This window comes from Nonomuraea sp. NPDC050202 (assembly GCF_040656115.1).
GTDB lineage: Bacteria > Actinomycetota > Actinomycetes > Streptosporangiales > Streptosporangiaceae > Nonomuraea.
The window spans coordinates 249,869-270,684 of sequence record NZ_JBFALF010000014.1 but is presented as its reverse complement, the minus strand read 5'-3'; the positions used below and the strand labels follow the sequence as shown (position 1 = coordinate 270,684).

The 20,816-nt window shown below is 69.1% G+C and carries 19 protein-coding genes, 1 pseudogene and 1 riboswitch; of the genes and pseudogenes, 4 read left to right on the top strand and 16 right to left on the bottom strand.

Features of this window, described 5'->3' with window-relative positions:
- The 6 genes and pseudogenes from AB0I79_RS32680 to AB0I79_RS32655 all read right to left on the bottom strand — a co-directional run.
- On the bottom strand, positions 1–662 hold a 662-nt coding region (locus AB0I79_RS32680; RefSeq protein WP_357881174.1), incomplete at its 3' end, for a Clp protease N-terminal domain-containing protein.
- A 533-nt stretch (positions 663–1,195) separates the two neighbouring features.
- A pseudogene (locus AB0I79_RS32675) lies at positions 1,196–1,633 on the bottom strand (Clp protease N-terminal domain-containing protein); the annotation flags it as partial.
- Positions 1,634–2,518: 885 nt separating this feature from the next.
- Positions 2,519–2,851 carry an Lsr2 family protein gene (locus AB0I79_RS32670; RefSeq protein WP_106243615.1) on the bottom strand — a complete coding sequence of 111 codons (333 nt, stop codon included), beginning with the start codon at positions 2,849–2,851 and terminating at the stop codon, positions 2,519–2,521.
- A 515-nt stretch (positions 2,852–3,366) separates the two neighbouring features.
- Positions 3,367–3,855 (bottom strand): RDD family protein, encoded by a 489-nt coding sequence (locus tag AB0I79_RS32665; RefSeq protein WP_357881145.1) that lies wholly within the window; start codon positions 3,853–3,855, stop codon positions 3,367–3,369.
- A gap of 112 nt (positions 3,856–3,967) precedes the next feature.
- Positions 3,968–5,536, bottom strand: a complete 1,569-nt coding sequence (locus AB0I79_RS32660) for an RDD family protein (RefSeq protein ID WP_357881142.1) — start codon at positions 5,534–5,536, stop codon at positions 3,968–3,970.
- A gap of 85 nt (positions 5,537–5,621) precedes the next feature.
- Positions 5,622–6,203: an amino-acid N-acetyltransferase gene (locus AB0I79_RS32655; RefSeq protein ID WP_185111568.1), complete on the bottom strand. Its 582-nt coding sequence runs from the start codon at positions 6,201–6,203 to the stop codon at positions 5,622–5,624.
- A gap of 266 nt (positions 6,204–6,469) precedes the next feature.
- A riboswitch (cyclic di-AMP (ydaO/yuaA leader) is annotated at positions 6,470–6,621 on the top strand.
- A 6-nt stretch (positions 6,622–6,627) separates the two neighbouring features.
- Between AB0I79_RS32655 and AB0I79_RS32650 the strand changes: the two genes are divergently transcribed.
- Positions 6,628–7,674: a C40 family peptidase gene (locus AB0I79_RS32650; RefSeq protein ID WP_357881172.1), complete on the top strand. Its 1,047-nt coding sequence runs from the start codon at positions 6,628–6,630 to the stop codon at positions 7,672–7,674.
- A gap of 31 nt (positions 7,675–7,705) precedes the next feature.
- Here AB0I79_RS32650 and AB0I79_RS32645 read toward each other — a convergent pair whose 3' ends face one another.
- Complete coding sequence (locus tag AB0I79_RS32645) at positions 7,706–7,918, bottom strand: LuxR C-terminal-related transcriptional regulator (RefSeq protein ID WP_043615366.1); 213 nt, start codon at positions 7,916–7,918, stop codon at positions 7,706–7,708.
- 195 nt (positions 7,919–8,113) lie between these two features.
- Here AB0I79_RS32645 and AB0I79_RS32640 point away from each other — a divergent pair, with 195 nt between their 5' ends.
- The gene (locus AB0I79_RS32640; RefSeq protein ID WP_357881139.1) at positions 8,114–9,301 is read left to right on the top strand and encodes a cytochrome P450; all 1,188 of its coding nucleotides are present in this window, start codon (positions 8,114–8,116) and stop codon (positions 9,299–9,301) included.
- Positions 9,302–9,306: 5 nt separating this feature from the next.
- Here AB0I79_RS32640 and lysX read toward each other — a convergent pair whose 3' ends face one another.
- Positions 9,307–10,788, bottom strand: coding sequence for a bifunctional lysylphosphatidylglycerol synthetase/lysine--tRNA ligase LysX (lysX, locus tag AB0I79_RS32635; RefSeq protein ID WP_357881136.1), 1,482 nt, complete (start codon positions 10,786–10,788; stop codon positions 9,307–9,309).
- Positions 10,789–10,946: 158 nt separating this feature from the next.
- Here lysX and AB0I79_RS32630 point away from each other — a divergent pair, with 158 nt between their 5' ends.
- On the top strand, positions 10,947–11,417 hold the full coding sequence (locus tag AB0I79_RS32630) for a hypothetical protein (RefSeq protein WP_357881133.1): 471 nt from the start codon (positions 10,947–10,949) through the stop codon (positions 11,415–11,417).
- A 48-nt stretch (positions 11,418–11,465) separates the two neighbouring features.
- Here AB0I79_RS32630 and AB0I79_RS32625 read toward each other — a convergent pair whose 3' ends face one another.
- The 6 genes from AB0I79_RS32625 to AB0I79_RS32600 form a co-directional block, all read right to left on the bottom strand.
- Positions 11,466–12,248 carry a type III pantothenate kinase gene (locus tag AB0I79_RS32625; RefSeq protein WP_357881129.1) on the bottom strand — a complete coding sequence of 261 codons (783 nt, stop codon included), beginning with the start codon at positions 12,246–12,248 and terminating at the stop codon, positions 11,466–11,468.
- Positions 12,249–12,251: 3 nt separating this feature from the next.
- Entirely contained in the window at positions 12,252–14,777 is a 2,526-nt protein-coding gene (locus AB0I79_RS32620; protein ID WP_357881126.1) for an L-aspartate oxidase, read from the bottom strand.
- A gap of 110 nt (positions 14,778–14,887) precedes the next feature.
- Entirely contained in the window at positions 14,888–15,394 is a 507-nt protein-coding gene (locus AB0I79_RS32615; protein ID WP_357881123.1) for a DUF6624 domain-containing protein, read from the bottom strand.
- Between the two features lie 20 nt (positions 15,395–15,414).
- On the bottom strand, positions 15,415–16,251 hold the full coding sequence (gene panC / locus AB0I79_RS32610; RefSeq protein WP_357881120.1) for a pantoate--beta-alanine ligase: 837 nt from the start codon (positions 16,249–16,251) through the stop codon (positions 15,415–15,417).
- 22 nt (positions 16,252–16,273) lie between these two features.
- Positions 16,274–17,164, bottom strand: coding sequence for a DUF2520 domain-containing protein (locus AB0I79_RS32605; protein WP_357881117.1), 891 nt, complete (start codon positions 17,162–17,164; stop codon positions 16,274–16,276).
- Between the two features lie 309 nt (positions 17,165–17,473).
- Positions 17,474–17,704: a chaplin family protein gene (locus AB0I79_RS32600; protein WP_357881114.1), complete on the bottom strand. Its 231-nt coding sequence runs from the start codon at positions 17,702–17,704 to the stop codon at positions 17,474–17,476.
- Between the two features lie 191 nt (positions 17,705–17,895).
- Here AB0I79_RS32600 and AB0I79_RS32595 point away from each other — a divergent pair, with 191 nt between their 5' ends.
- Complete coding sequence (locus AB0I79_RS32595) at positions 17,896–18,858, top strand: SAM-dependent methyltransferase (RefSeq protein ID WP_357881111.1); 963 nt, start codon at positions 17,896–17,898, stop codon at positions 18,856–18,858.
- On the opposite strand, the gene AB0I79_RS32590 is transcribed toward AB0I79_RS32595, so the two are convergent.
- Together AB0I79_RS32590 and AB0I79_RS32585 are read right to left on the bottom strand one after the other, a co-directional pair.
- A complete protein-coding gene (locus AB0I79_RS32590) occupies positions 18,842–20,005 on the bottom strand; it encodes a cytochrome P450 (RefSeq protein ID WP_357881107.1) in 1,164 nt (387 codons plus the stop codon). The two genes, AB0I79_RS32595 and AB0I79_RS32590, sit on opposite strands and share 17 nt — an antisense overlap.
- A gap of 29 nt (positions 20,006–20,034) precedes the next feature.
- Positions 20,035–20,778 (bottom strand): TerC family protein, encoded by a 744-nt coding sequence (locus AB0I79_RS32585; RefSeq protein ID WP_357881104.1) that lies wholly within the window; start codon positions 20,776–20,778, stop codon positions 20,035–20,037.
- Positions 20,779–20,816 lie beyond the last annotated feature (38 nt).

Below are 20,816 nucleotides of genomic sequence, written 5' to 3'. Positions count from 1 at the left end.
ACGGCGGTCTTGCCGACGCCGGGCTCGCCGATGAGAACGGGGTTGTTCTTGGTCCTGCGGGACAGGACCTGCATGACCCGCTCGATCTCCTTCTCACGGCCGATCACCGGATCCAGCTTGCCCTCGCGGGCTGCCTGGGTCAGGTTACGGCCGAACTGGTCGAGCACCAGGGAGGTCGACGGGGCCGACTCCTGCGGACCGCCCGCCGCGGCCGGCTCCTTGCCCTGGTAACCGTGGAGCAACTGGATGACCTGCTGCCGGACACGGTTGAGATCAGCTCCAAGCTTGACCAGCACCTGGGCCGCCACACCCTCACCCTCGCGGATGAGCCCGAGCAGGATGTGCTCGGTGCCGATGTAGTTGTGACCCAGCTGCAAAGCCTCACGGAGCGACAGCTCGAGGACCTTCTTGGCCCGCGGGGTGAACGGAATGTGCCCCGACGGAGCCGACTGGCCCTGGCCGATGATCTCCTCGACCTGCTGGCGCACACCCTCAAGGCTGATGCCGAGGCTCTCCAGAGCCTTGGCGGCCACGCCCTCACCTTCATGGATCAAACCAAGAAGAATGTGCTCAGTGCCGATGTAGTTGTGGTTGAGCATCCTGGCCTCTTCTTGGGCCAGGACGACAACACGCCTCGCTCGGTCGGTGAACCTCTCGAACATCTCGTCGCTCCTCACAGAGCGGTCAGTCAGGCCGGTAAATCCGGTCCCGTCCTCCCGCATGCTAGCCCTGGCTCGGCGAACCGTGCCCACTGCCGCTGACACGCTCTATAACAGAGACGTTCCCCGAGAGCAGGGCGTTCACCCTCCATCCAACTACTGTTCGGGGGTGACGTGTTCCCGATACGCCGCAAGCGAACGATGTTTAGGACGCTCACGAAAGCGGCGGTGAATGGCCGCCCGCGACGCATGCGGACCCACACGGATCGTCCATCGGACGCCTGGCGCGGAGCCGGCGCGGGGACGCCGTTTCCGCCCCTGCATCTGGAGATGCCGCGTCCGTATCTATTACGCAATCATCTTATGTCGCGGCTCGATACAAGACCAAGCGGGCCCGCTACGCCCTGAGCACAACGCGGCACACACCGCTCAAGGGCCGGGACCCGGCACTTTCCCCGGTCCGCGGCGGAGATCCGGCGCTTCCCCACGCTCGGGCGCCGGGACCCGGGACGTCGCTGCGCTCAGGCGCGAGGGGCCCGGTACTTCTCGAGGAGTGCGTCCACGGCCTGACGGACCCCGTCGGGGTCGGCGCCGAGCTTGACCAGCGCCTGGACCGCCGTGCCCGTACCCTCGCGGACGAGCCCGAGCAGCAGGTGCTCGGTGCCGATGTAGTCGAGACCCCGGTCCGCGGATTCCTGGCCGGCCAGTTGCAGGGCCCGGCCCGCCCGCGCCGTGAACGGCAGGTGCCCCTGCGCGGCCGACTCGCCGCGGCCGACGAGCTCCACGACCTGCCGGCGCGCACCCTCCAGGCCGATGCCGAAGCCCTCCAGGGCCTTGGCGGCCACGGCCTCGCCCTCGCGGATCATGCCGAGCAGCAGGTGCTCGGTGCCGATGTGGTGGTGGTCGAGCGCCCTGGCCTCTTCCTGGGACAGGACGAGGATCTTCCGCGCCCGGTCGGTGAACCTCTCGAACAACTCGCCGCTCCTCACATTGCAGTCGGACAGACCGGTCAATGCGCTCCATCCTTCCGCACGCCGGTGATCGGGCGACAATTCACGATCTTGACGGCGTAGGGCCCCTGTCGGCCTCGGGCACGCATCCCGCACAGACGGTAATCACTAATCCGCCATCCGGTCAGCCCGGTTACCGGACGGTATCCGCGCCATAGCCGCCCTTCCCCCGCATGACAGCCGAGCCGCGGGCATTCCCGCTACTCTCTCCCACACTCGCGGGTACGCGGAATCCGAATCCCGTACCCGCGCAGGATGGCGGCATTGCGGGGGTGGATGACGACCAGATGCGGCATTGTGTGAGGGATGCTCGCACTTGCCGCTTATGCCCGGCTCGCCGCAGCGGGCTTGCCGGTAATCCGGAGCACGCCACATCCGCGCAGGGACAAGGTTTTCGGCGGCGGCGGGCCTGCTGGAGCCCGGCTTAAGCGTTACAGCGAGTGAAGAGCGAGCGCCACGGCTTTTTCACGTGGCCCGTTCCATGAGGGCGGCATGCGAAGCGCTCGATGCGACGCGCTACAACCTCCGCGCGAACCTCAATGCCCGCCGCACAAGCCAATGTGGGCGGCCGCCGCCCAGTTCGTACGCGCCCGGCGTACGTCGAATGAGGCATGGCCGCCCCACACGGCATTCGCGCCCGCCGCCATCACTTATGCCGGCACCGCCGGTCAAACGGTGCCGCGGACGGGGCCGGAACGCGTGCGCCCAAAACGCCCACATATGGGCGCCTCAGGAGATCATCTTCCGGAACGTCCCGCATTCGGGAGCGCCACGGAAACGATCATGCGCTTATGGCGGCCGCCGGGGTCCGAGGCGAGCATCATAAGCGCATGGTCGGGAGCCGGCACCTCAGTGGGCGGCTTCGTACTTCTCCACGACGGTGGAGGCGATGCGGCCGCGCTCGCTGACCGGCAGGCCGTGAGCCTTGGCCCACTGCCGGATCTCGGAGCTCTTCTCGCGGCTCATCGCACGGTTGCCGCCCCGGCCACGCCGGCGCGTGGACACGGCGCCCGCCCTGCGCGCATGCTGCACGAAAGGCGTCAGAGCGTCCCTCAGCTTCTTCGCGTTAAGGTCGCTGAGGTCAATCTCATAGGTGGAGCCGTCAATAGCGAAGCTGACCGTCTCATTGGCCTCGCCCCCATCGAGGTCATCGATGAGAATCTCCTGGATCTGCTTGGCCATGTACGCAATCCTTTCGCGGAGCATTGTTTCATTCGCCTGCCCAAACATATACCCGGAAAGGCGTGGAGACAATTCAGCGCTACGGGGATTCGGCTGACTAGCCGATCAGTTCTGGCTCTCGGGCTGATCCTCGCGGTTTCGCCGGCCTCCCAGCGCCTCGGACCGGACCAGCTTCACTACGCCAAAGATGAAGGCGCCACCCACCACGACCGGGGGGATGAGCGCTGACAATACGTCTGTTAGGGCTTCCATTCGTCCTCGCCTCCACGGCTTGCGGGGTTTCGGGGGCGCATTAAGCGCTGGGAGCGTGACCACGGGGAGCCTGGCCCCCTCATGCACACCCAGGGCGGCAACCACCCGCAACCGACCATAGCGCCACACAGATACCCTGCGTGCCGCAGGGGCGCCAACATCCGGCAACCCGGACGCCCCATAGCCTAATGCCAGTCTCTCCAGGCTCCTTACCGGATCAACCGAAAATTTTGCGAAAAGGCATCGCCCCAGGTACGGGTAGCTCAGCGAAGATCTTTTACCACCCTCGTTCCCGCTGCCCGGTCATGCGGGCCCCGCTCCAGGGGCTTGTCCATCAGGATGAGCAGCCCCACCCCGAACAGCAGCATTCCGGCCACGAGATTGACGACCGGAATGCCCATGAGCATGATCGGGGCGGGATAGACCAGGGTCCGCCTGAGCAGAACCCGGGACGGCAGCCCCTCCGGGGACAGGCGAATCCTCATGATCGCCTTACCGAAGGTCCGCCCGCGCCGGGAATGCGCCCACCAGTCGTAGCCCGCATAAGCCAGGCCGGCCACCAGCCACGCGAAGACTCCCGGCAGCCGGCCGCCGAAGACCTCGGCCATCCCGACAGTCCGGAAGATGCCCCACAGCGCGATGAACAGAATGTAATAGAAGACCCCGAAGACGAGTGCTTCAATCAGCCGGGCGCCGAGGCGTTCCCACCATTCGGCGGGCAGCACGTCCGTCCGCGGCGCCGTCCCGGCCATAACTGCCACCTCGCGTCGTCGGGGGCTCGGGTCGCCAACTAATTCTGGTACAGGTCCACCCACAAAACATAGGGGCCGGCGAGGCCGGCCCCTATGTCGCGTCTCCGGAAGACTACTTGATCTTCACCACCACCGTCTTCGCGAACTTGTCCGCGAAGGTCTGCTGCAGCGGCTTGTCCCACAGTTGCGAGGCACCGTTCAGCCCGTACGCGACGGCGGAGAGCAGGGGGCCGACCAGGGGGACCCAGTAGACGATGTAGCCGCCCACCGTGACGAGCGCCCGCTTGAGCGAGACGTCGTTGGGCAGGCCCTCCGGCGGGACGGGGCCGCCGACCTGGGCGACCTTGATGCCCATGACCATCTTGCCGACCGTCTGGCCCTTCAGCTTGACCAGGAGGAAGTCGTAGGCCACGTAGATCAGGGTCACGACGATCGCGACGGCGAGGTAGTACAGCAACCCGAACGTCAGCCCGGACGTGAGCCCGGTGATCGAGCTGTAGGACGGGTACAGCGGGGTGAGGGCGAGCGACACCACCCACATCACGACGCCGAAGATCACACCGTCGATGATCCTCGCCACCAGGCGCTGCCACCACTCGGCCAGCGGCGCCGGCGCCCCGGGAGGCTGCACGCCGACCGGCTGGCCGTAGGGCTGCCCGTAGCCGGGCTGCTGGCCGTAGCCGCCCTGCCCGTACTGCTGCGGCTGCTGCCCGTAGCCCTGCTGGCCGTACTGCTGCTGGTCGCCGTACTGCTGCTGGCCGTAACCGGGCTGGGCGTAGCCGGGCTGGGCGTAGCCGGGCTGGGACTGCTGCTGCTGTCCATATCCCTGCTGGCCGTAGCCCTGCTGCTGACCGTACTGGCCCTGCTGGCCGTAGTCGGGCTGCGACTGCGGCTGCTGGCCGTAGGCGGCCTGCTGACCATAGTCCGGCTGGGACTGATGCTGCTGGCCATAAGCGGCCTGCTGCCCGTAGTCCGGCTGCGACTGGGCCTGCTGCCCGTACTGCGCCTGCTGGCCGTAGTCGGGCTGCGACTGCGGCTGCTGGCCGTAGGCGGCCTGCTGACCGTAGTCCGGCTGGGACTGATGCTGCTGGCCATAAGCGGCCTGCTGCCCGTAGCCGGGCTGCGACGGGGGCTGCTGGGCGTAGCCGGGCTGCTGGCCCGACTGCGGCTGCTGGCCGTAGCCGGGCTGCTGGCCGTAGCCCTGCTGGTCGCCGTACTGCTGCTGGCCGTAACCCGGCTGGGACTGCTGCTGCTGTCCGTAGCCCTGCTGCTGGCCGTATTGGGGCTGCTGACCCGACTGGGGTTGCTGGCCGTAGCCGTACTGCTGCTGCTGCTGGCCGTAGTCGGGCTGGGACTGCTGTTGCTGCCCGTAGCCCTGCTGCTGACCGTACTGCTGCTGGTCGTATTGCTGTCCGTAGCCCTGCTGGCCGTAGCCCTGCTGCTGGCCGTGCTGGGGTTGGCCGTAGCCCTGCTGCTGGCCGTAACCCTGCTGGCCGTAGCCCTGCTGCTGGCCGTACTGGGGTTGCTGGCCGTAGGCGTCGTCCGCCCGGTAGCCGACCACAGTCACGTCCGGGTCGGGCTCGCCAGGGTGGCGGCCCGTGTTCTGCTGCCCGTAAGGGGTGCCGGGCGCGGAATTCTCGCCGGATTCGTCCCGCGGATACGGCGGCTGTCCGGTGCTCACCGTGTCACCTCGCTTCGAGTGCGCATGTGGCACGTGTCAGGACACATGCCTGTGCTGCCCAACGTATCGACATAGGTATCAACAATCACCTTTCCATCTGGTCAAGGTCTGCGTCACCCGATGTCAGATGGAGCAGCATGCGGGTGTTGCCCAGGGTGTTCGGTTTGACGTGTTCCAGGTCGAGGAACTCCGCCACACCCTCGTCGTACGAGGCCAGCAGCTCGGCGTAGACCTCGGGAGAGACCGGCGTGCCCTGAATCGGGCGAAAGCCGTGCCTCGCGAAGAAGTCCACCTCAAAAGTCAGACAGAATACACGTCGCAGACCCAGATCCTTCGCGTGCTGTATCAGCGCCGAGACGATCCGATGGCCGACGCCCATGCCGCGGCACTCCGGATCCACCGCCACGGTGCGGACCTCCGCGAGATCCTCCCACAGCACGTGGAGCGCACCGCAGCCGACGACCTGCCCGCCCCGCTCGGCCACCCAGAACTCCTGTACGTCCTCGTACAGGGTGACCGTGGCCTTCTCCAGGAGCCGGGGACCTGCGCCCGCGTAGGTGTCGACCAGCCGCCTGACCGTCCGGACGTCGGGCGTGCGGGCACGCCGGACCACCACCGCGGTCTCGGGCCCGGTCTCGGACGTTGCCAGTTCGGCCACCTGCTCCATGGCCCTCCAGAGTACAGATGTCATTACGGCTCAGACTTAACTCCCATCTCTGGGCCCATCCTGTTACATGTGGTGGCCATATGAGCACGCTCCCCACATCCGGCTGAAGCGGCAACGAAGGGGACATAAAGTCCGATCAGCACAGTCAGGCACGAGATCACCTTGTGACCCTTCGGTTGTGAAACCTCTATGAACTCGGCAGTTCCGGTTGAGCACGAACTCGGAGTGCATTAGTGTCCAGCGACGATGTTCCCCGCGTGTCGCGCGCGAGGAACACGCCCAATCCCCGCGAGGGGAGCCGGGGACCCACCGGCGGCGACCCCCATCGCCCGCCGCCAGGGGTGAATCCGAGTCGTTCGGTAGGGCTGCTCCGGCCCGAACCCGTCAGCTAACCCGGTAGGCGTCGAGGAAGGGAGCTTGGTTGGTGAAGCGCACGCGCAACGGCGGGGAGAAGACGGCGGGCAAGCACGCGCGCCCTCAGGAACGGCTCCGGCGATCACGCCGCCTCGGCGGTGTGGTGAGTCTCACAGTCGCGGCGCTCTTGATCGCCATTCCCGTCGGCTCGGCGTCCGCGGACCCCAAGCCTTCACTCCAGGACCTGGCCAAGCAGGTCGAGAAGATGCACAACGAGATCGAGACGCTGACCGAGGAGTACAACGGCCAGCGCGAGAAGCTCAAGACCGCCAAGAAGGCCGCCGACGCCGCGCGGAAGACGCTGGCGACCAGTGAGGCCGAGCTCGAGGCCAAGCGTACGGAGGTCGCGCTGCTGGCCCAGAACGCGTACATGACCGGCGGGCTGAACCGGATGCTGGCGTTCGCCACCGCCGGCGACCCCGACTCCTTCCTCGACCGCGCCGCCACCATGGACGTGCTGGAGCAGCAGCAGGGCGCGGAGGTCAACCAGGTCACCCAGGCCAGGGAGGCCGCCGAGCGCGCCAGGGCCGGCGCCCAGGCACGCATCGACGAGGTCCAGGAGATCGTCTCCGAGCTCGACACCAAGCGCGACAAGATCACCAAGCTGGTCACCAAGGTCGAGAGCAACCTGTTCAGGCGGGCGCTGGGCGAGGCCGGCCGTCCCGGCACGCGGGCGCAGCGCGTCAACCTGCCGATCGTCGGCAGCGGCAAGGCCGCCCAGGCCGCGCGGTGGGCGCTCACGCAGCAGCTCAAGCCGTACGTCTGGGGCGCCGAGGGCCCCAGCTCCTACGACTGCTCGGGACTGGTCATGGCCGCCTACCAGAAGGTCGGCATCTCCCTGCCGCACTACACCGGCAGCCAGTGGACCGCCGGCAGGCACATCTCACGCGAGGAGATGCGCCCCGGCGACCTGGTGTTCTTCTACAGCGACCTGCACCACGTGGGCATCTACCTGGGCGGCGGCATGATGGTGCACGCGCCGCAGACCGGTGACGTCGTACGGATCGCCTCGATCGCCAACAGGCCGTTCGCCGGCGCGGTACGCATCGCCGACTGACCCCGGACCCCCTTCCCCTGGCCGCTCGCCGCTAGATCAGCTGGCGGCGGGCCGCCCATGCCACGGCCTCGATCGCCGTGGCGACACCGATGCGGTCGCAGATGCCACGTAGTCTCCTGCGCACTGTGCGCCCGCTGATGTCCAGCCGTCTGCCCACCCGGTCGACCGTGACCCCCTTGGCCAGCTCCGCGAGCAAAGCAAGATCCGCATGGCTCAGCTCAACACCTTCAGTGAGCACATCCATCGGGAGCCCTCCCCCCCAACAGCTGACTTGGGCCTCTTCACCGGGCCGAAGTCGCTCCTCGCAGACGGTAAACGCATCCTGGAAAGGTCGTCAAGCATTACAATCGCCGCGCTTGACTAGCACTATTGACATGATCCGAAATATGTGACCTACTCGCGATATGTCGGCACCGATCAGTCCAGGATGAGCGATCTCATGGAGCCTTCCGGTACTCCGGACCCGGCGGCTCTGAGCCCGGCTGACGTCCTGGGTTTTGATCCGTTCGATCGGGGATTTCTGCATGATCCTTACTCCCGCTATCGGGAGCTGAGCGCGCGTGGCGCCCTCTTCCGCACGCGCGGGGGTCTGCTCGTCGCCACCACGCACGAGCTGTGCACGACCCTGCTCCGCGACCCGCGCTTCGGCCGCGGCTCCGGCAGGCAGAACGGCGCCGACCCAGGTCAGCCCGTTGCATCGTTCCTCTGGCTGGATCCACCGGACCACACGAGGCTGCGTGCCCTGGTGAGCAGGGCGTTCACCCCGCGCATGATCGAACGGCTCCGCCCGCGCGTCGAGGAGATCGCCGCGTCGCTGATCCGCGCGCTGCCCGACGAGGCCGACCTCGTGTCGGGGCTCGCCTACCCGCTGCCGGTCATGGTGATCAGCGAGATGCTCGGGGTGCCTCCAGAGGACCACGAACGCTTTCGCGGCTGGAGCGAGAAGCTTGCCCGCGGCCTTGACCCGATGCTTACAGAAGGCCTCTTATCGGAAACCGGACGGGCCAGAAGGGAGTTCGGCGACTACTTCCGCGAGCTCGCCGCGATCAGGCGGGCGCGGCCCGGTGACGACCTCCTGAGCGCGCTGACAGGCGTGCGGGAGCTCACCGAGGCCGAGCTGCTGGCCACCTGCGTGCTCCTGCTCGTGGCCGGCCACGAGACGACCGTCAACCTCATCGCCAACGGCGTCCTGGCCCTGCTCCGGCACGGGCTGCTGGCGCAGGCGGCGCGGCGGCCCAGGGAGGTGGTGGAGGAGGTGCTCCGGTACGACCCGCCGGTGCAGCTCACCGTCAGGGTCGCGCTGGAGGACGTGTCGCTGGGCGGGACGCCGGTGCCGAAGGGCACGCCGGTGATGGCCGTGATAGGCGCGGCCAATCGCGACCCGGCGGTCTTTCCCGATCCCGGCCGCTTCGACGTGACCCGCTCGCCGGAGCGGCACCTCGCCTTCGGGCTGGGGATCCACTTCTGCCTCGGGGCCACGCTGGCGCGGATGGAGGGCGAGATCGCGCTGTCGGCCCTCGCCTCGGCGGCGCCCCGGCTGGAGCTGGCCGAGCCCGCGCCGCCGTACAAGGAGAACGTGGTGCTGCGCGGGCTCGCCTCGCTGCCGGTGCGGCTGCGGCGCTCCTGACCGGCCTACTGGGTGGGCTTGACGAGCGGGAACAGGATGGTCTCGCGGATGTTCCTGCCGGTGAAGGCCATGATCAGCCGGTCGATGCCCGCGCCCATGCCTCCCGTGGGCGGCATGGCGTACTCCAGCGCCTGGAGGAAGTCCTCGTCGAGCTGCATGGCCTCCGGGTCGCCCCCGGCGGCCAGCATGGACTGCTCCACCAGGCGGCGGCGCTGGTCGATCGGGTCGTTGAGCTCCGAGAAGGCGGTGCCCAGCTCGGTGCCGAAGCCGATCAGGTCCCACTTCTCGGTCAGCAGCGGGTTGTCGCGGTGCACGCGGGCCAGCGGGGAGGTCTCCAGCGGGTAGTCCATGACGAACGTGGGCTGGATCAGCGTGTGCTCCACCAGCTCCTCGAACAGCTCCTGGACGAGCTTGCCCGGGCCCCACTTCGGATCCCAGTGGATCTCGCGCCGGTCGGCGATCTTGCGCAGCTCCTCCAGGCTGGTGGAGGTGGTGATCTCCTCGCCCACCGCCTCGGAGACCAGGTGGTAGAGCGGGATGCGGGGCCACTGCGCGCCGCCGAGGTCGACCTCCGCGCCGTCGTGCACGACCACCGTGCCGTCCAGCGCGGCCAGGGCGGCACGCTGGATCATCCGCTGGGTCAGGTCGGCCATGTCGTGGTAATCGAGGTACGTCCCGTAGGCCTCGATCATCGTGAACTCGGGGTTGTGCGTGGAGTCGGCGCCCTCGTTGCGGAAGGTCCGGCTGATCTCGAAGACCTTCTCGATGCCGCCCACCACGAGCCGCTTGAGGTAGAGCTCGATCGCGATGCGAAGGTAGAGCTCCATGTCGTAGGCGTTGATGTGGGTCTTGAACGGCCGGGCCGCGGCGCCGCCGTGGATCGGCTGCAACATCGGCGTCTCGACCTCGAGGTAACCCTCCTCGTGCCAGAAGTCGCGCACCGCGCGCACCGTGGCGCTGCGCAGCCGGGCCATCTTCCTGGCCTCGTCGTTGACGATGAGGTCGACGTAACGCTGGCGGACCCGCGCCTCGGGGTCGGTGAGGCCGATGTGCTTCTCCGGCAGCGGGCGCAGGCACTTGGCGGTGATCTGCCAGCTGTCGGCGAGGATGGACAGCTCGCCGCGGCGGGAGGTGATCACCTCGCCGATCACGCCGACGTGGTCGCCCAGGTCGACGTCGCGCTTCCAGCTCGCCAGCGACTCCTCGCCCACCTTGTCGAGCGAGATCATCACCTGCAGATCGGCGCCGCCGTCGCGGATCGTGGCGAAGCAGAGCTTGCCGCCCACGCGGTTGAGCATGACGCGCCCGACCACGGCGACCTGGTCGCCGGTCGCGGTGTCGGGCTCCAGGCCCTGGTATTTCTCCCTGACCTCGGCGTTGGTCGCCGTGCGTGGGAAATTCACCGGGTAAGGATCGACGCCCTCGCTGCGAAGGCGGTCGAGCTTCTCCCTCCGGATGCGCATCTGCTCGGGAAGTTCGTCGCTCACAACAACAAAGAGTAGGGGATATGGCGAACTGCAAGGGCTCGTCGGCCCCCTGCAGGGTCGCTGAAGGAGCGCTGCAAGAGCCCCGGTTTACAACTTCCTTACGAGCTCGGGGGGGAGCCGGTAGGGAACCGGCCCATGGGGAGCTCGAGGAGACAAAGATGTTCAAGAAGATCGCGACCGGTCTCGCCGCTGTCGCCGCGACCACCGCTGTGGCTCTGTCGCTGCCGGCTTCGGCCCAGGCGAGCTCGTACGACTACTCCGAGGACTGGGGCCCCGCCTACGCCAAGCACGGCCTGGCCAAGGCGCAGGGCTGGGTCGGCGTCGACTGGGACCACCACGGCGACTCGAACGTGGTCAAGGTCAGGGGCAAGCTGTTCGACCTGGACGACCGCAGCTACGAAGAGGGCGGCAAGTGCGCGTACGTCCAGTTCCAGGCCAGCGACTTCGACCACGAATGGTCCCCGGTCTACGCCAAGAAGTACTGCGGCTACCCCGGCTACAAGAAGTTCGGCTTCCAGGAGCACGACGTCTACAGCCTGCGGGCGAAGGTCTGCCAGATCAGCCCGCACGGGGGTTACCCAAAGAAGTGCGGTCCCTGGGAGTACCTCTACACCGCCGAGAGCGAGTGACCTAGAAAAGGGAACGGCCCCCGCGTCGCGCGGGGGCCGTTTCCTTTCTCATGAGGCGTTGCGGTGGTAGATCAGCCGGAGCCCGATGAGGGTGAGCCACGGCTCGTGCACGTCGATCGAGCGCGACTCGCCCACCACCAGGGCGGCGTGCCCGCCGGTGGCCACGACGGTGACCTCGTCGGGATCGTCGGCCAGCTCCGCCGCCATGCGCTCGACGATGCCGTCCACCTGGCCGGCGAAACCGTAGATGATGCCCGCCTGCAGCGCCTCGACGGTGTTCTTGGCGATCACCGAACGCGGCCTGACCAGCTCGACCTTGTGGAGCTGCGCGCCGGCGGCGGCCAGCGCGTCCACGGAGATCTCGATGCCGGGGGCGGTGACGGCGCCGACGTACTCGCCCTTGGCCGAGACCGCGTCGAAGGAGGTCGCGGTGCCGAAGTCGACGATGACGCAGGGGCCGCCGTACTGGTCGATGGCGGCCAGCGCGTTCACGATGCGGTCGCTGCCGACCTCCTTGGGGTTGTCCATGCGTACGGGCACCCCGGTGCGGATGCCCGGCTCCACGATCACCGCGGTCACGTCGCCGTAGTAACGGCGGCACATCTCGCGCATCTCGTTCAGCACGCTCGGCACGGTGGAGCAGATGGCGATGCCGTCAACGTCGGCCCCCTTGAGCAGCGGCGACTGGGCCAGCAAACCCTGGAGCACGACAGCGATCTCGTCGGCGGTGCGGCGGGCGTCGGTGGCCAGCCTCCAGTGCTCGATGACGTCCTCGCCCTCGAACAGGCCCAGCACCGTGTGCGTGTTGCCGACGTCGATCGTGAGCAGCATCAATTACCCCCGCAGATCCAGTGCGATGTCAAGGGCCGGCGCTGAGTGCGTTAGCGCTCCCACCGCAAGGTAGTCGACGCCAGTTTCCGCCACATCACGGGCCGATTCCAAGGTCAATCCCCCACTCGCTTCAAGCGCAACCCTATTTTTCGCCCGATTTTTCACGAAATGTACGGCACGAGCTGTGTCCTCGACCGTGAAGTTGTCCAGCAGGATCAGCTCGGCGCCCTCGTCCAGAACCGGGTCGAGCTGGTCGAGCCGGTCGATCTCCACCTCGATCGGCAGATCCGGATACCGCTCCCTGACCGCCCGGAACGCCTCGGCCACGCCCCCGGCGGCCACCACGTGATTGTCCTTGATCAGCGCGGCGTCCGACAGGGACATCCGGTGGTTGACTCCGCCCCCGCAGCGGACCGCGTACTTCTCCAGGGCCCGCAACCCCGGCAGCGTCTTGCGGCTGTCGCGCACGCGGGCCGCGGTGCCGCTGATCGCCTCGACCCAGCGGCCGGTCAGCGTGGCCACCCCGGACAGGTGCGTGAGCAGGTTGAGCGCGGTGCGCTCGGCCGTCAGCAGGGCCCGCACCGGGCCCTCGACGGTCATCAGCACGTCGCCCGCCCTCACCTGCTCGCCGTCCTTGGCCACACGCTCGGCGCGGGCCGCGCCCAGCCGCACGAACACCGCCTCGGCCACCGCCAGCCCGGCCACCACGCCGTCCTTGCGGGCCACCACGTCGGCCACCGAGCGCTGGCCGGCCGGGATGGTGGCCAGGCTCGTGACGTCGCCCGCCTCCTGCAGGTCCTCGGCGAGCGCCCGGTCGATCAGCGCGTCCACCTCGGCCGGGTCCAGCCCGGCGGCGGTCAGCTCGTGCGCCAGGCGCGGCGGCATCGCATCGCCGTGCGGTGTGTACGTCATGCGCGGGCCCTCCTCCGTCAGGGTCACGTCCAGGTGACCCAGCCATTCGTTGTCGTCTCGGGTGTCGTGATCCTCGCGCCAGTGCGAACCGCGCGTCTCCAGCCGGGCCGCCGCCGCGCCGGTGAGGACGGTGGCGACGGTGAGCAGGTTCGTGGCCTCCCAGGACTCGGTGCACGCGGGCACCTGGACCGGGGTCCAGCGGGCGTCGCGCAGCGCCCTGGCCGTGGTGATCAGCGACTCGCGGCTGCGCAGCACGCTCGCCCCGGTGCTCATGTGGGCCTGGATCCTGGGCCTGACCCTCGGGTCCACCAGCCCCTCCGAGGCGCTGCCCGGCACCGGCTCCCCCGGTGCGGGCCGTACGGCGTGAATGTCCTCGGCGATGCGCTCGGCGAAGACCAGCCCTTCGAGCAGGGAGTTGGAGGCCAGCCGGTTCGCGCCGTGCACGCCCGTGCAGGCGACCTCGCCGCAGGCGTACAGGCCGTCGATGGAGGTGCGGCCGTGCAGGTCCGTACGGACGCCGCCGCTGGCGTAGTGGGCGGCCGGCGAGACCGGGATCGGCTGCGTGGCCGGGTCGATGCCGTGCTCGCGGCAGACCGCGTAGATCGTCGGGAAGCGGGACTCCCACTTGTCGCGGCCGAAGTGCCGGCCGTCCAGGTACACGTGGTCGCGCCCCGTCTCGCGCATCACCCGCAGGATGGCCTTGGCCACGACGTCGCGCGGCGCCAGGTCGGCCAGTTCGTGCACCTGCGCCATGAACCGGTTGCCCTCGTGGTCGGTCAGGAAGGCCCCCTCGCCCCTGACCGCCTCCGAGATCAGCGGCTGCTGGCCCTTCGAGCCCTCGCCGAGCCACAACACGGTGGGGTGGAACTGCACGAACTCGATGTCCCGCACCACGGCCCCGGCCCGCAGGGCCAGCGCCACGCCGTCGCCCGTGGAGACGGTGGGGTTGGTGGTGGCCGCGTAGACCTGGCCCATCCCGCCGGTGGCGAGCACCACCGCCCGGGCGCGCACCGCGCCCACGCCGTCACGCGCGCCCTCGCCCATGACGTGCAGCGTCACGCCCCTGGCCCGGCCTCTGGCGTCCTTGAGCAGGTCGAGCACCAGCGCGTGCTCGATCACCTCGATCCGGCTCGCCCTGACCGCCTCGACGAGCGCCCGCTGCACCTCGGCGCCCGTGGCGTCGCCGCCGGCGTGCACGATCCGGTGCCGCCGGTGCCCGCCTTCCCTGGTGAGCTGGAGCTCCCCCTCGGGCGTCCGGTCGAAGCGGGCGCCCCGCGCCATGAGCCGCCGCACCGCGCCGGGCCCCTCGGTCACGAGCGTGCGCACCGCCCGCGCGTCGCACAGGCCCACCCCGGCGATCAGGGTGTCGTTCAGGTGCTCGTCAGGGGTGTCGTGCGGGTCGAGCACGGCCGCGATGCCGCCCTGGGCCCAGCGGGTGGAGCCGGCCGACAGCACGTCCTTGGTGACGACCAGGACCTTGGCCGCCGGCTCCAGCTCCGCGTAGCGCAGGGCCACGGTCAGTCCCGCGACGCCGGAGCCCACGACGACCACGTCAGCCTCGACGGTCCAGCCGGGCTCCGGCGCGGTCAGACGCAGGGGAATCACCGGTGCGCTCATGGGGGTCTCCTCACTGAGGCAATCTCGTCAGCATGACGATAATCCCTGGAGTGGTGATTTCGTCAACATGACGATAACGCCTGGGGTGACGTGAACATGCCCCGGGGTGCTCAGTGACTCCCGCTCTTCCTGATGAACGCCTCGTACTCGGCGAACGGCTCCAGCCCCACGGCCCTGCGCCGCTCGTCCAGCAGCTCCAGATCCTCGATCGGCATGGGCTCCAGGCCGTCCGCGCCGTCGTGGAACTGGGTGCCGTAGAGCTGGGGACGGCCGGAGCGCACGCGTACGCGGTCCACCAGGTACGCGAAGTCGCGCGGCGAGGCCTCGTCCGACTCCACGGCGTCGGCCATCAGCTCGCGGAACAGCCGCTGCACGTCACGGGAGGTCGCGTGCTGCGCGAGCAGCCAGGCCGCCCGCGCCGCCCGCTCCCCCACCTGGGAGATCAGCGGCCAGCCGCGGGTGGCGACGACGGAGTAGAGCCAGGCCGTGTTGCCCTCGTCGAGCCGCTGCAGGCGCGCGAGCCTCTTGTCGCCGGGAGAGCCCTTGGCCGGGTCGCGCATGGCCTGGTCCATCTCCATGCGCCGGATCAGCTCGTCCCTCAGCTCCTCATCCGTCATGCTCCCGACGGTAATCCGCCTCAGGCGGGATTCAAGGTGATGGTGACGTTGTCGATCAGCCGCGTGGAGCCGACCGTGGCCGCCACCGCGAGCACGGCCATGCCCTCGAAGCTCTCGTCCACCTCGGTGAACGTGGCCGGATCGACCAGGGCCAGGTAGTCGACGTCGAGCTCGGGGCCGGCCTCGTCGAGCACCGCGCGCGCGGTCCGCCGGACCTCGGCCGGGGTGAGCTGGGCCGCGCCCGCCCGCAGGGCCCGCGACAGCGCCAGCGCCACCCGCCGGTCGTCGCCGGACAGGTAGCGGTTGCGGCTGGACAGGGCCAGGCCGTCGGACTCGCGCACGGTCGGCGAGCCCAGGATCTCGATCGGCAGGTCGAGGTCGGCGACCATGCGGCGGATCAGGGCGAGCTGCTGGGCGTCCTTCTGGCCGAACACCGCCAGGTCGGGCTGCACCAGGTTGAACAGCTTCAGCACGACCGTGAGCACGCCGTCGAAGTGCCCCGGCCTGAAGGCCCCCTCGACGATGCGGCCCATCTCGCCGGCGGAGACGCTCACCTGTCGGTCGGGCGGGTACATGTCCTCGGCCGCCGGGTGGAAGACGACGTCCACGTCCTCGGCCCGGCACACATCAAGATCGGCATCAAATGTACGTGGATATCGCGAAAAATCCTCATTAGGACCGAATTGGAGAGGATTGACGAAGATGCTGACCACGACCTGATCGGCCCGCACCCGAGCCTGCCTGATCAGCGACCGGTGGCCCTCGTGGAGCGCGCCCATGGTCGGCACCAGCGCCACCGTGCCTCCACGGCGCGCCTTGACCAGGTCTTCCCGGCCCCTGGCGACGATCAGCTCCATAACAGCCCTCCCAACGCGACGGTCAGGTCCATATATTGCCCCCCAGCGCGTCGAGCAGCCGCTCCGCCTCCTCCGGTTTGAGCAACCCCGCAGCCAGCGCCCGGTCCGCGGTGAGCCTGGCCAGCGCGACGTAGGCGTCGGCCGCCTCCGGAGCGGCCAGGATCAGCGCGTCGACGTGCTTGCGCACGGTGCCCGCGTCGCCGCGGACGACGGGGCCGGTCAGCCCGGCGATGCCCAGCCGCAGCACGTTGTCGAGGGCCGCGCCCAGCAGCGGGCCCAGCATGCGGCCCGGATGATCGACCCCGATGCCCCGCAGCAGGTCGGAGGACTCGGCGATGAGCGTGACCATGTGGTTGGCCGCGTTGGCCAGGGCCGCGTGGTAGAGCGGGCGGTCGGCGTCGGCGATCCACACCGGCTCCCCGCCCATCTCGATCACCAGGGCCTCGGCGACGGGCCGCAGCACCTCGGGGGCGGTGACGCCGTACGAGATGCCGGTCAGCTTGTTGAGGTCGTCGTCCCTGCCGGTGAACGTCATCACCGGGTGCAGCGCGAGCGGCAGCGCCCCGGCCTCGGCGGCCGGATCGAGCACGGACAGCCCGTACGCCCCGCTGGTGTGCACCAGCATCTTGCCCCGGAGGTCGGCACCGGTGCCGGCCAGCCCGCTGACGAGGTGCGGCAGCGCGTCGTCGGGCACGGTGAGCAGGACGAGCTGGGCCGCCGCCACCACCTCTTCGGGCCGGGACGGCGTGACGCCGAGGCGCTCGGCCGCCCATCGCTGCGAGTTGTCGGACACGCCGCTGGCGGCCACGACCCTGTGCCCGGCCTGCGCCAACGCGGCGCCGAGAGCGGAGCCGACCTTGCCCGCCCCGAGCACGCCGACGGTCAGCCGTGCCGGGCGATCCCCTGCGTCCATGACGTCTCACCCCTGTCGACCGTGATGGCACTGCCGACCAGCGTAACGGCCTCTCCGAGTGACGAGCGTGACCGGTGTTTTGCCGCGCGTTGAGTTATTCGCAAATGCGACAAGGGCATACAAAACGTGCACCCCCTGTCGGAAGAGATGAGGAGAGGGGTTCATCGCATGGCAGCGGGCGCCGAGTCCCGGATCGAGGCCCGACGCCCGCGCGATGCGACCTCTTGGAGGTGCGCCGGCCGGTCATCCGCCGACTGACCGGCCGGGGACGAGCCCGGGCCGACCTGCGTCGGCCCGGGCTCTTTCCCATCAGTAGTGGTGAGGCGCGTGCACGCCGGCGCCGCCCTTGCAACCGGCGACCGCGACGCCGATGACGGCCACGGCGTTGCCGCAGATGTTGATCGGGGCGGTGATCGGGGCGACCACCTGGTTGCCGGAGAGCACACCGCCGCCGCCGTCGGTGATGATGTCGGCGTGCGCCGGGACGGCCAGCGACATCATGGCGACGGCTCCGGTGACGACCAGGACCTTCTTCAGCATGAGGGCTCCTCTCGGTTTCGCGGCACGGAGCCGCGGGTGCATGTTCGGGAGCGATCGGGATTCGGCCAATTGGGGGTTGGCCGAACGCGACCACTCGGTGACAATGGGTAAACGCTACCGCAAGCTCACGACCTTGAGTAGTCAAACGATGACGGTGCGTGTCTGTCGCGAGTCATGAGATAGTCCAGGACATGTGGCTCACCTGGCGCGTCGCAACGGAGCGCGCGCTGTACGGCGAGGAGGGTTTCTACCTCCGCGAACGCCCGTCGGGCCATTTCCGCACCTCGGTCAGCGCCTCGGCGGCCTTCGCCGACGCCGTGCTGGGGCTGCTCGCGGAGGTGGACGCGGAGCTGGGCGAACCAGACGTGCTCGATCTGGTCGACATCGGCGCGGGCGAGGGCGTGCTGGTCACGCAGGTGCTGGAGGCGGCCGGGCCACGGCTGCGCGATCGGCTGCGCGTCACGGCCGTGGATCTCTCACCCAGACCGGCGGGGCTGCCCGAGCGGATCGAGTGGTCGCCGAGCCTGCCGACGGAGATCACCGGGCTGGCCATCGCCAACGAGTGGCTGGACAACGTGCCGCTCGACGTGGCCGAGCAGACCCCTGAGGGGCCGCGGCTGGTCATGGTCGACGTGCACACGGGCGAGGAGCGCATCGGCGGCCCCCTGCGGCCGGCTGACCGGAGCTGGCTGGAGCGGTGGTGGCCGCTCGATCGGGTGGGCTCGCGGGCGGAGATCGGGCGTCCCCGCGACGAGGCGTGGGCCTCGGTTCTCGTGCGCCTCACCAGGGGCCGGGCGATCGCCATCGATTATGCACACCCTGTGGACAACCGGCCGCTGCACGGCACGCTGACCGGGTACCGCGACGGGGCGGTCGTCACCCCCGTACCCGACGGGACCTGCGACATCACCGCGCACGTCGCGCTCGACGCGTGCGCGGAGGCCGGGCGGCGGGCCGGTGCGATATCCACAACCTTGTCCACACAGCGGGAGGCGCTGCGGAAGCTGGGGCTCACCGGTGAGCGGCCGCCGCTGGAGCTGGCCCGCACCGATCCGCGCGGCTACCTCCGGGCCCTCGCCAGGGCCTCGGAGGAGGGCGAGCTGATCGACGCGTCGGGGCTCGGCGGCTTCGGCTGGCTCAGCCAGTCGCGGTGAGCTCCAGCGCGTGCAAGCCGCGGATCACGTAGCCCGGCTTCCAGGTGGGCTCCTGCCGCAGCTCCAGCGTGGCCGCCCGGTCGAGCAGCGCGCCGAACGACTCCATCAGCTCGATCCTGGCCAGCGGCGCGCCCAGGCAGAAGTGGATCCCGGCGCCGAAGGAGATGTGCGGGTTGTCGGCGCGGCCCACGTCGAGCCGGTCCGGGTCCTCGAACACGGCCGGGTCCCTGTTCGCCGAGCCGAACAGCAGCGCCACCTCCGAGCCGCGCGGGATCTTCACCCCGTGCACCTCGATGTCCTCCAGCACCCAGCGCTCGAACATCTGCAGCGGCGTGTCCCAGCGCATCAGCTCCTCGACGGCCGTGGGCAGCAGGGAGCGGTCGGCGCGCAGCCTGGCCAGCTCGCCGGGGTTCCTGAACAGGGACCACCAGCCGTTGCCCGTCACGTTCACGGTGGCCTCGTGGCCGGCGTTGAGCAGCAGGACGCAGGTGCCGACCAGCTCGTCCTCGGTCAGCTCGTCGATCTGGGCGAGCGCGCTGACGAGGTCGTCGCCGGGGCTCCTGCGGCGCTGGGCGGCCAGGTCCTTGAGGTAGCCGGCGAACTCCGAGGCCGCGCGGACCGCGGTGTGCTGGGCCTCGGGCGACGGGTTGAGCTCGTACATGCCGCAGATGTCGGCGGACCAGGGGCGCAGCAGGTGGCGGTCCTGGTCGGGGATGCCGAGCATCTCCGCGATCACGGTGACCGGGAGCGGCTCGGCGACCTCGGCGATCAGGTCACCGCCACCCTTGTCCACGTACGCGTCCACCAGGCTCCCGGCCATGGCCCGGACGCGGGGGCGCAGCGACTCGACCATGCGGGGCGTGAACGCCCTGGAGACCAGCCGGCGCAACCTGGTGTGCACCGGCGGCTCCACGTCCAGCATGCCCGCCCTGATCACGCGCCAGAACGGCTCCTGGAACTCCGGCTCCGCCGGCCTGCCGAACTCCTCGTGGGTGGCCACGTGCAGGTAGGAGCGGCCCAGCCGGCGGTCTCTGAGCAGCGCGTTCACGTCGGCGTGCCGCGCGATGAGCCACTGGCCCGTCGGCTCGAAGTAGCTGACGGGCGCCTGGCGCCTCAGCTCGTCGTAGACCCGGTACGGGTATGCCACGAAATCCGGATTCCAAGGATCAAAGCCCACTATTTCATCTTAGGAGTGGCATCCTCCTGCTTGGTGTGCCTGCCACGCATCCGGATGTTGAGCAGCTCCACGATGACCGAGAACGCCATCGCGAAGTAGATGTAGCCCTTCGGGATGTGCTGGTCGAGGCCCTCGGCGACGAGCACCACGCCGATCAGCACCAGGAACGCCAGCGCCAGCATCTTGATCGTCGGGTGCTGGTCCACGAACCTGCTGATCGGCCCGGAGGCGAACAGCATCACCGCCACCGCCACCACGACGGCCGCGACCATCACGCCGAGCTCGTCCACCATGCCGACGGCCGTGATGACGGAGTCCAGCGAGAACACGATGTCCAGCACCATGATCTGCGCGATCACCGAGGCGAACGAGGCCGCGGCGGCCTGCTTGCCGTCCTTGCCGGAGGGGCCCTCCATGCTGTGGTGGATCTCCGTGACGCTCTTGCCCAGCAGGAACAGGCCGCCGAGCAGCAGGATCAGGTCCCGTCCCGATATCTCGTGGCCGAGGACGGAGAACAGCGGCTCGGTGAGCTGGACCACCCACGACAGGCCGAGCAGCAGGAGCAGCCGGCTGATGAGAGCCGCGGCCAGACCGAGCACCCGGGCCCGGTCCCGCTGTTCAGGGGGTAGCTTGCCTGCCAGGATGGAGATGAAGATGATGTTGTCGATCCCGAGCACGATCTCCAGGGCGACAAGGGTGAAGAAGCCGATCCAGATGTTCGGGTCGGTCACCCAATCCAACATCTGCTCACCTCCATGACTCAGGGGGACTTGACGGGGGT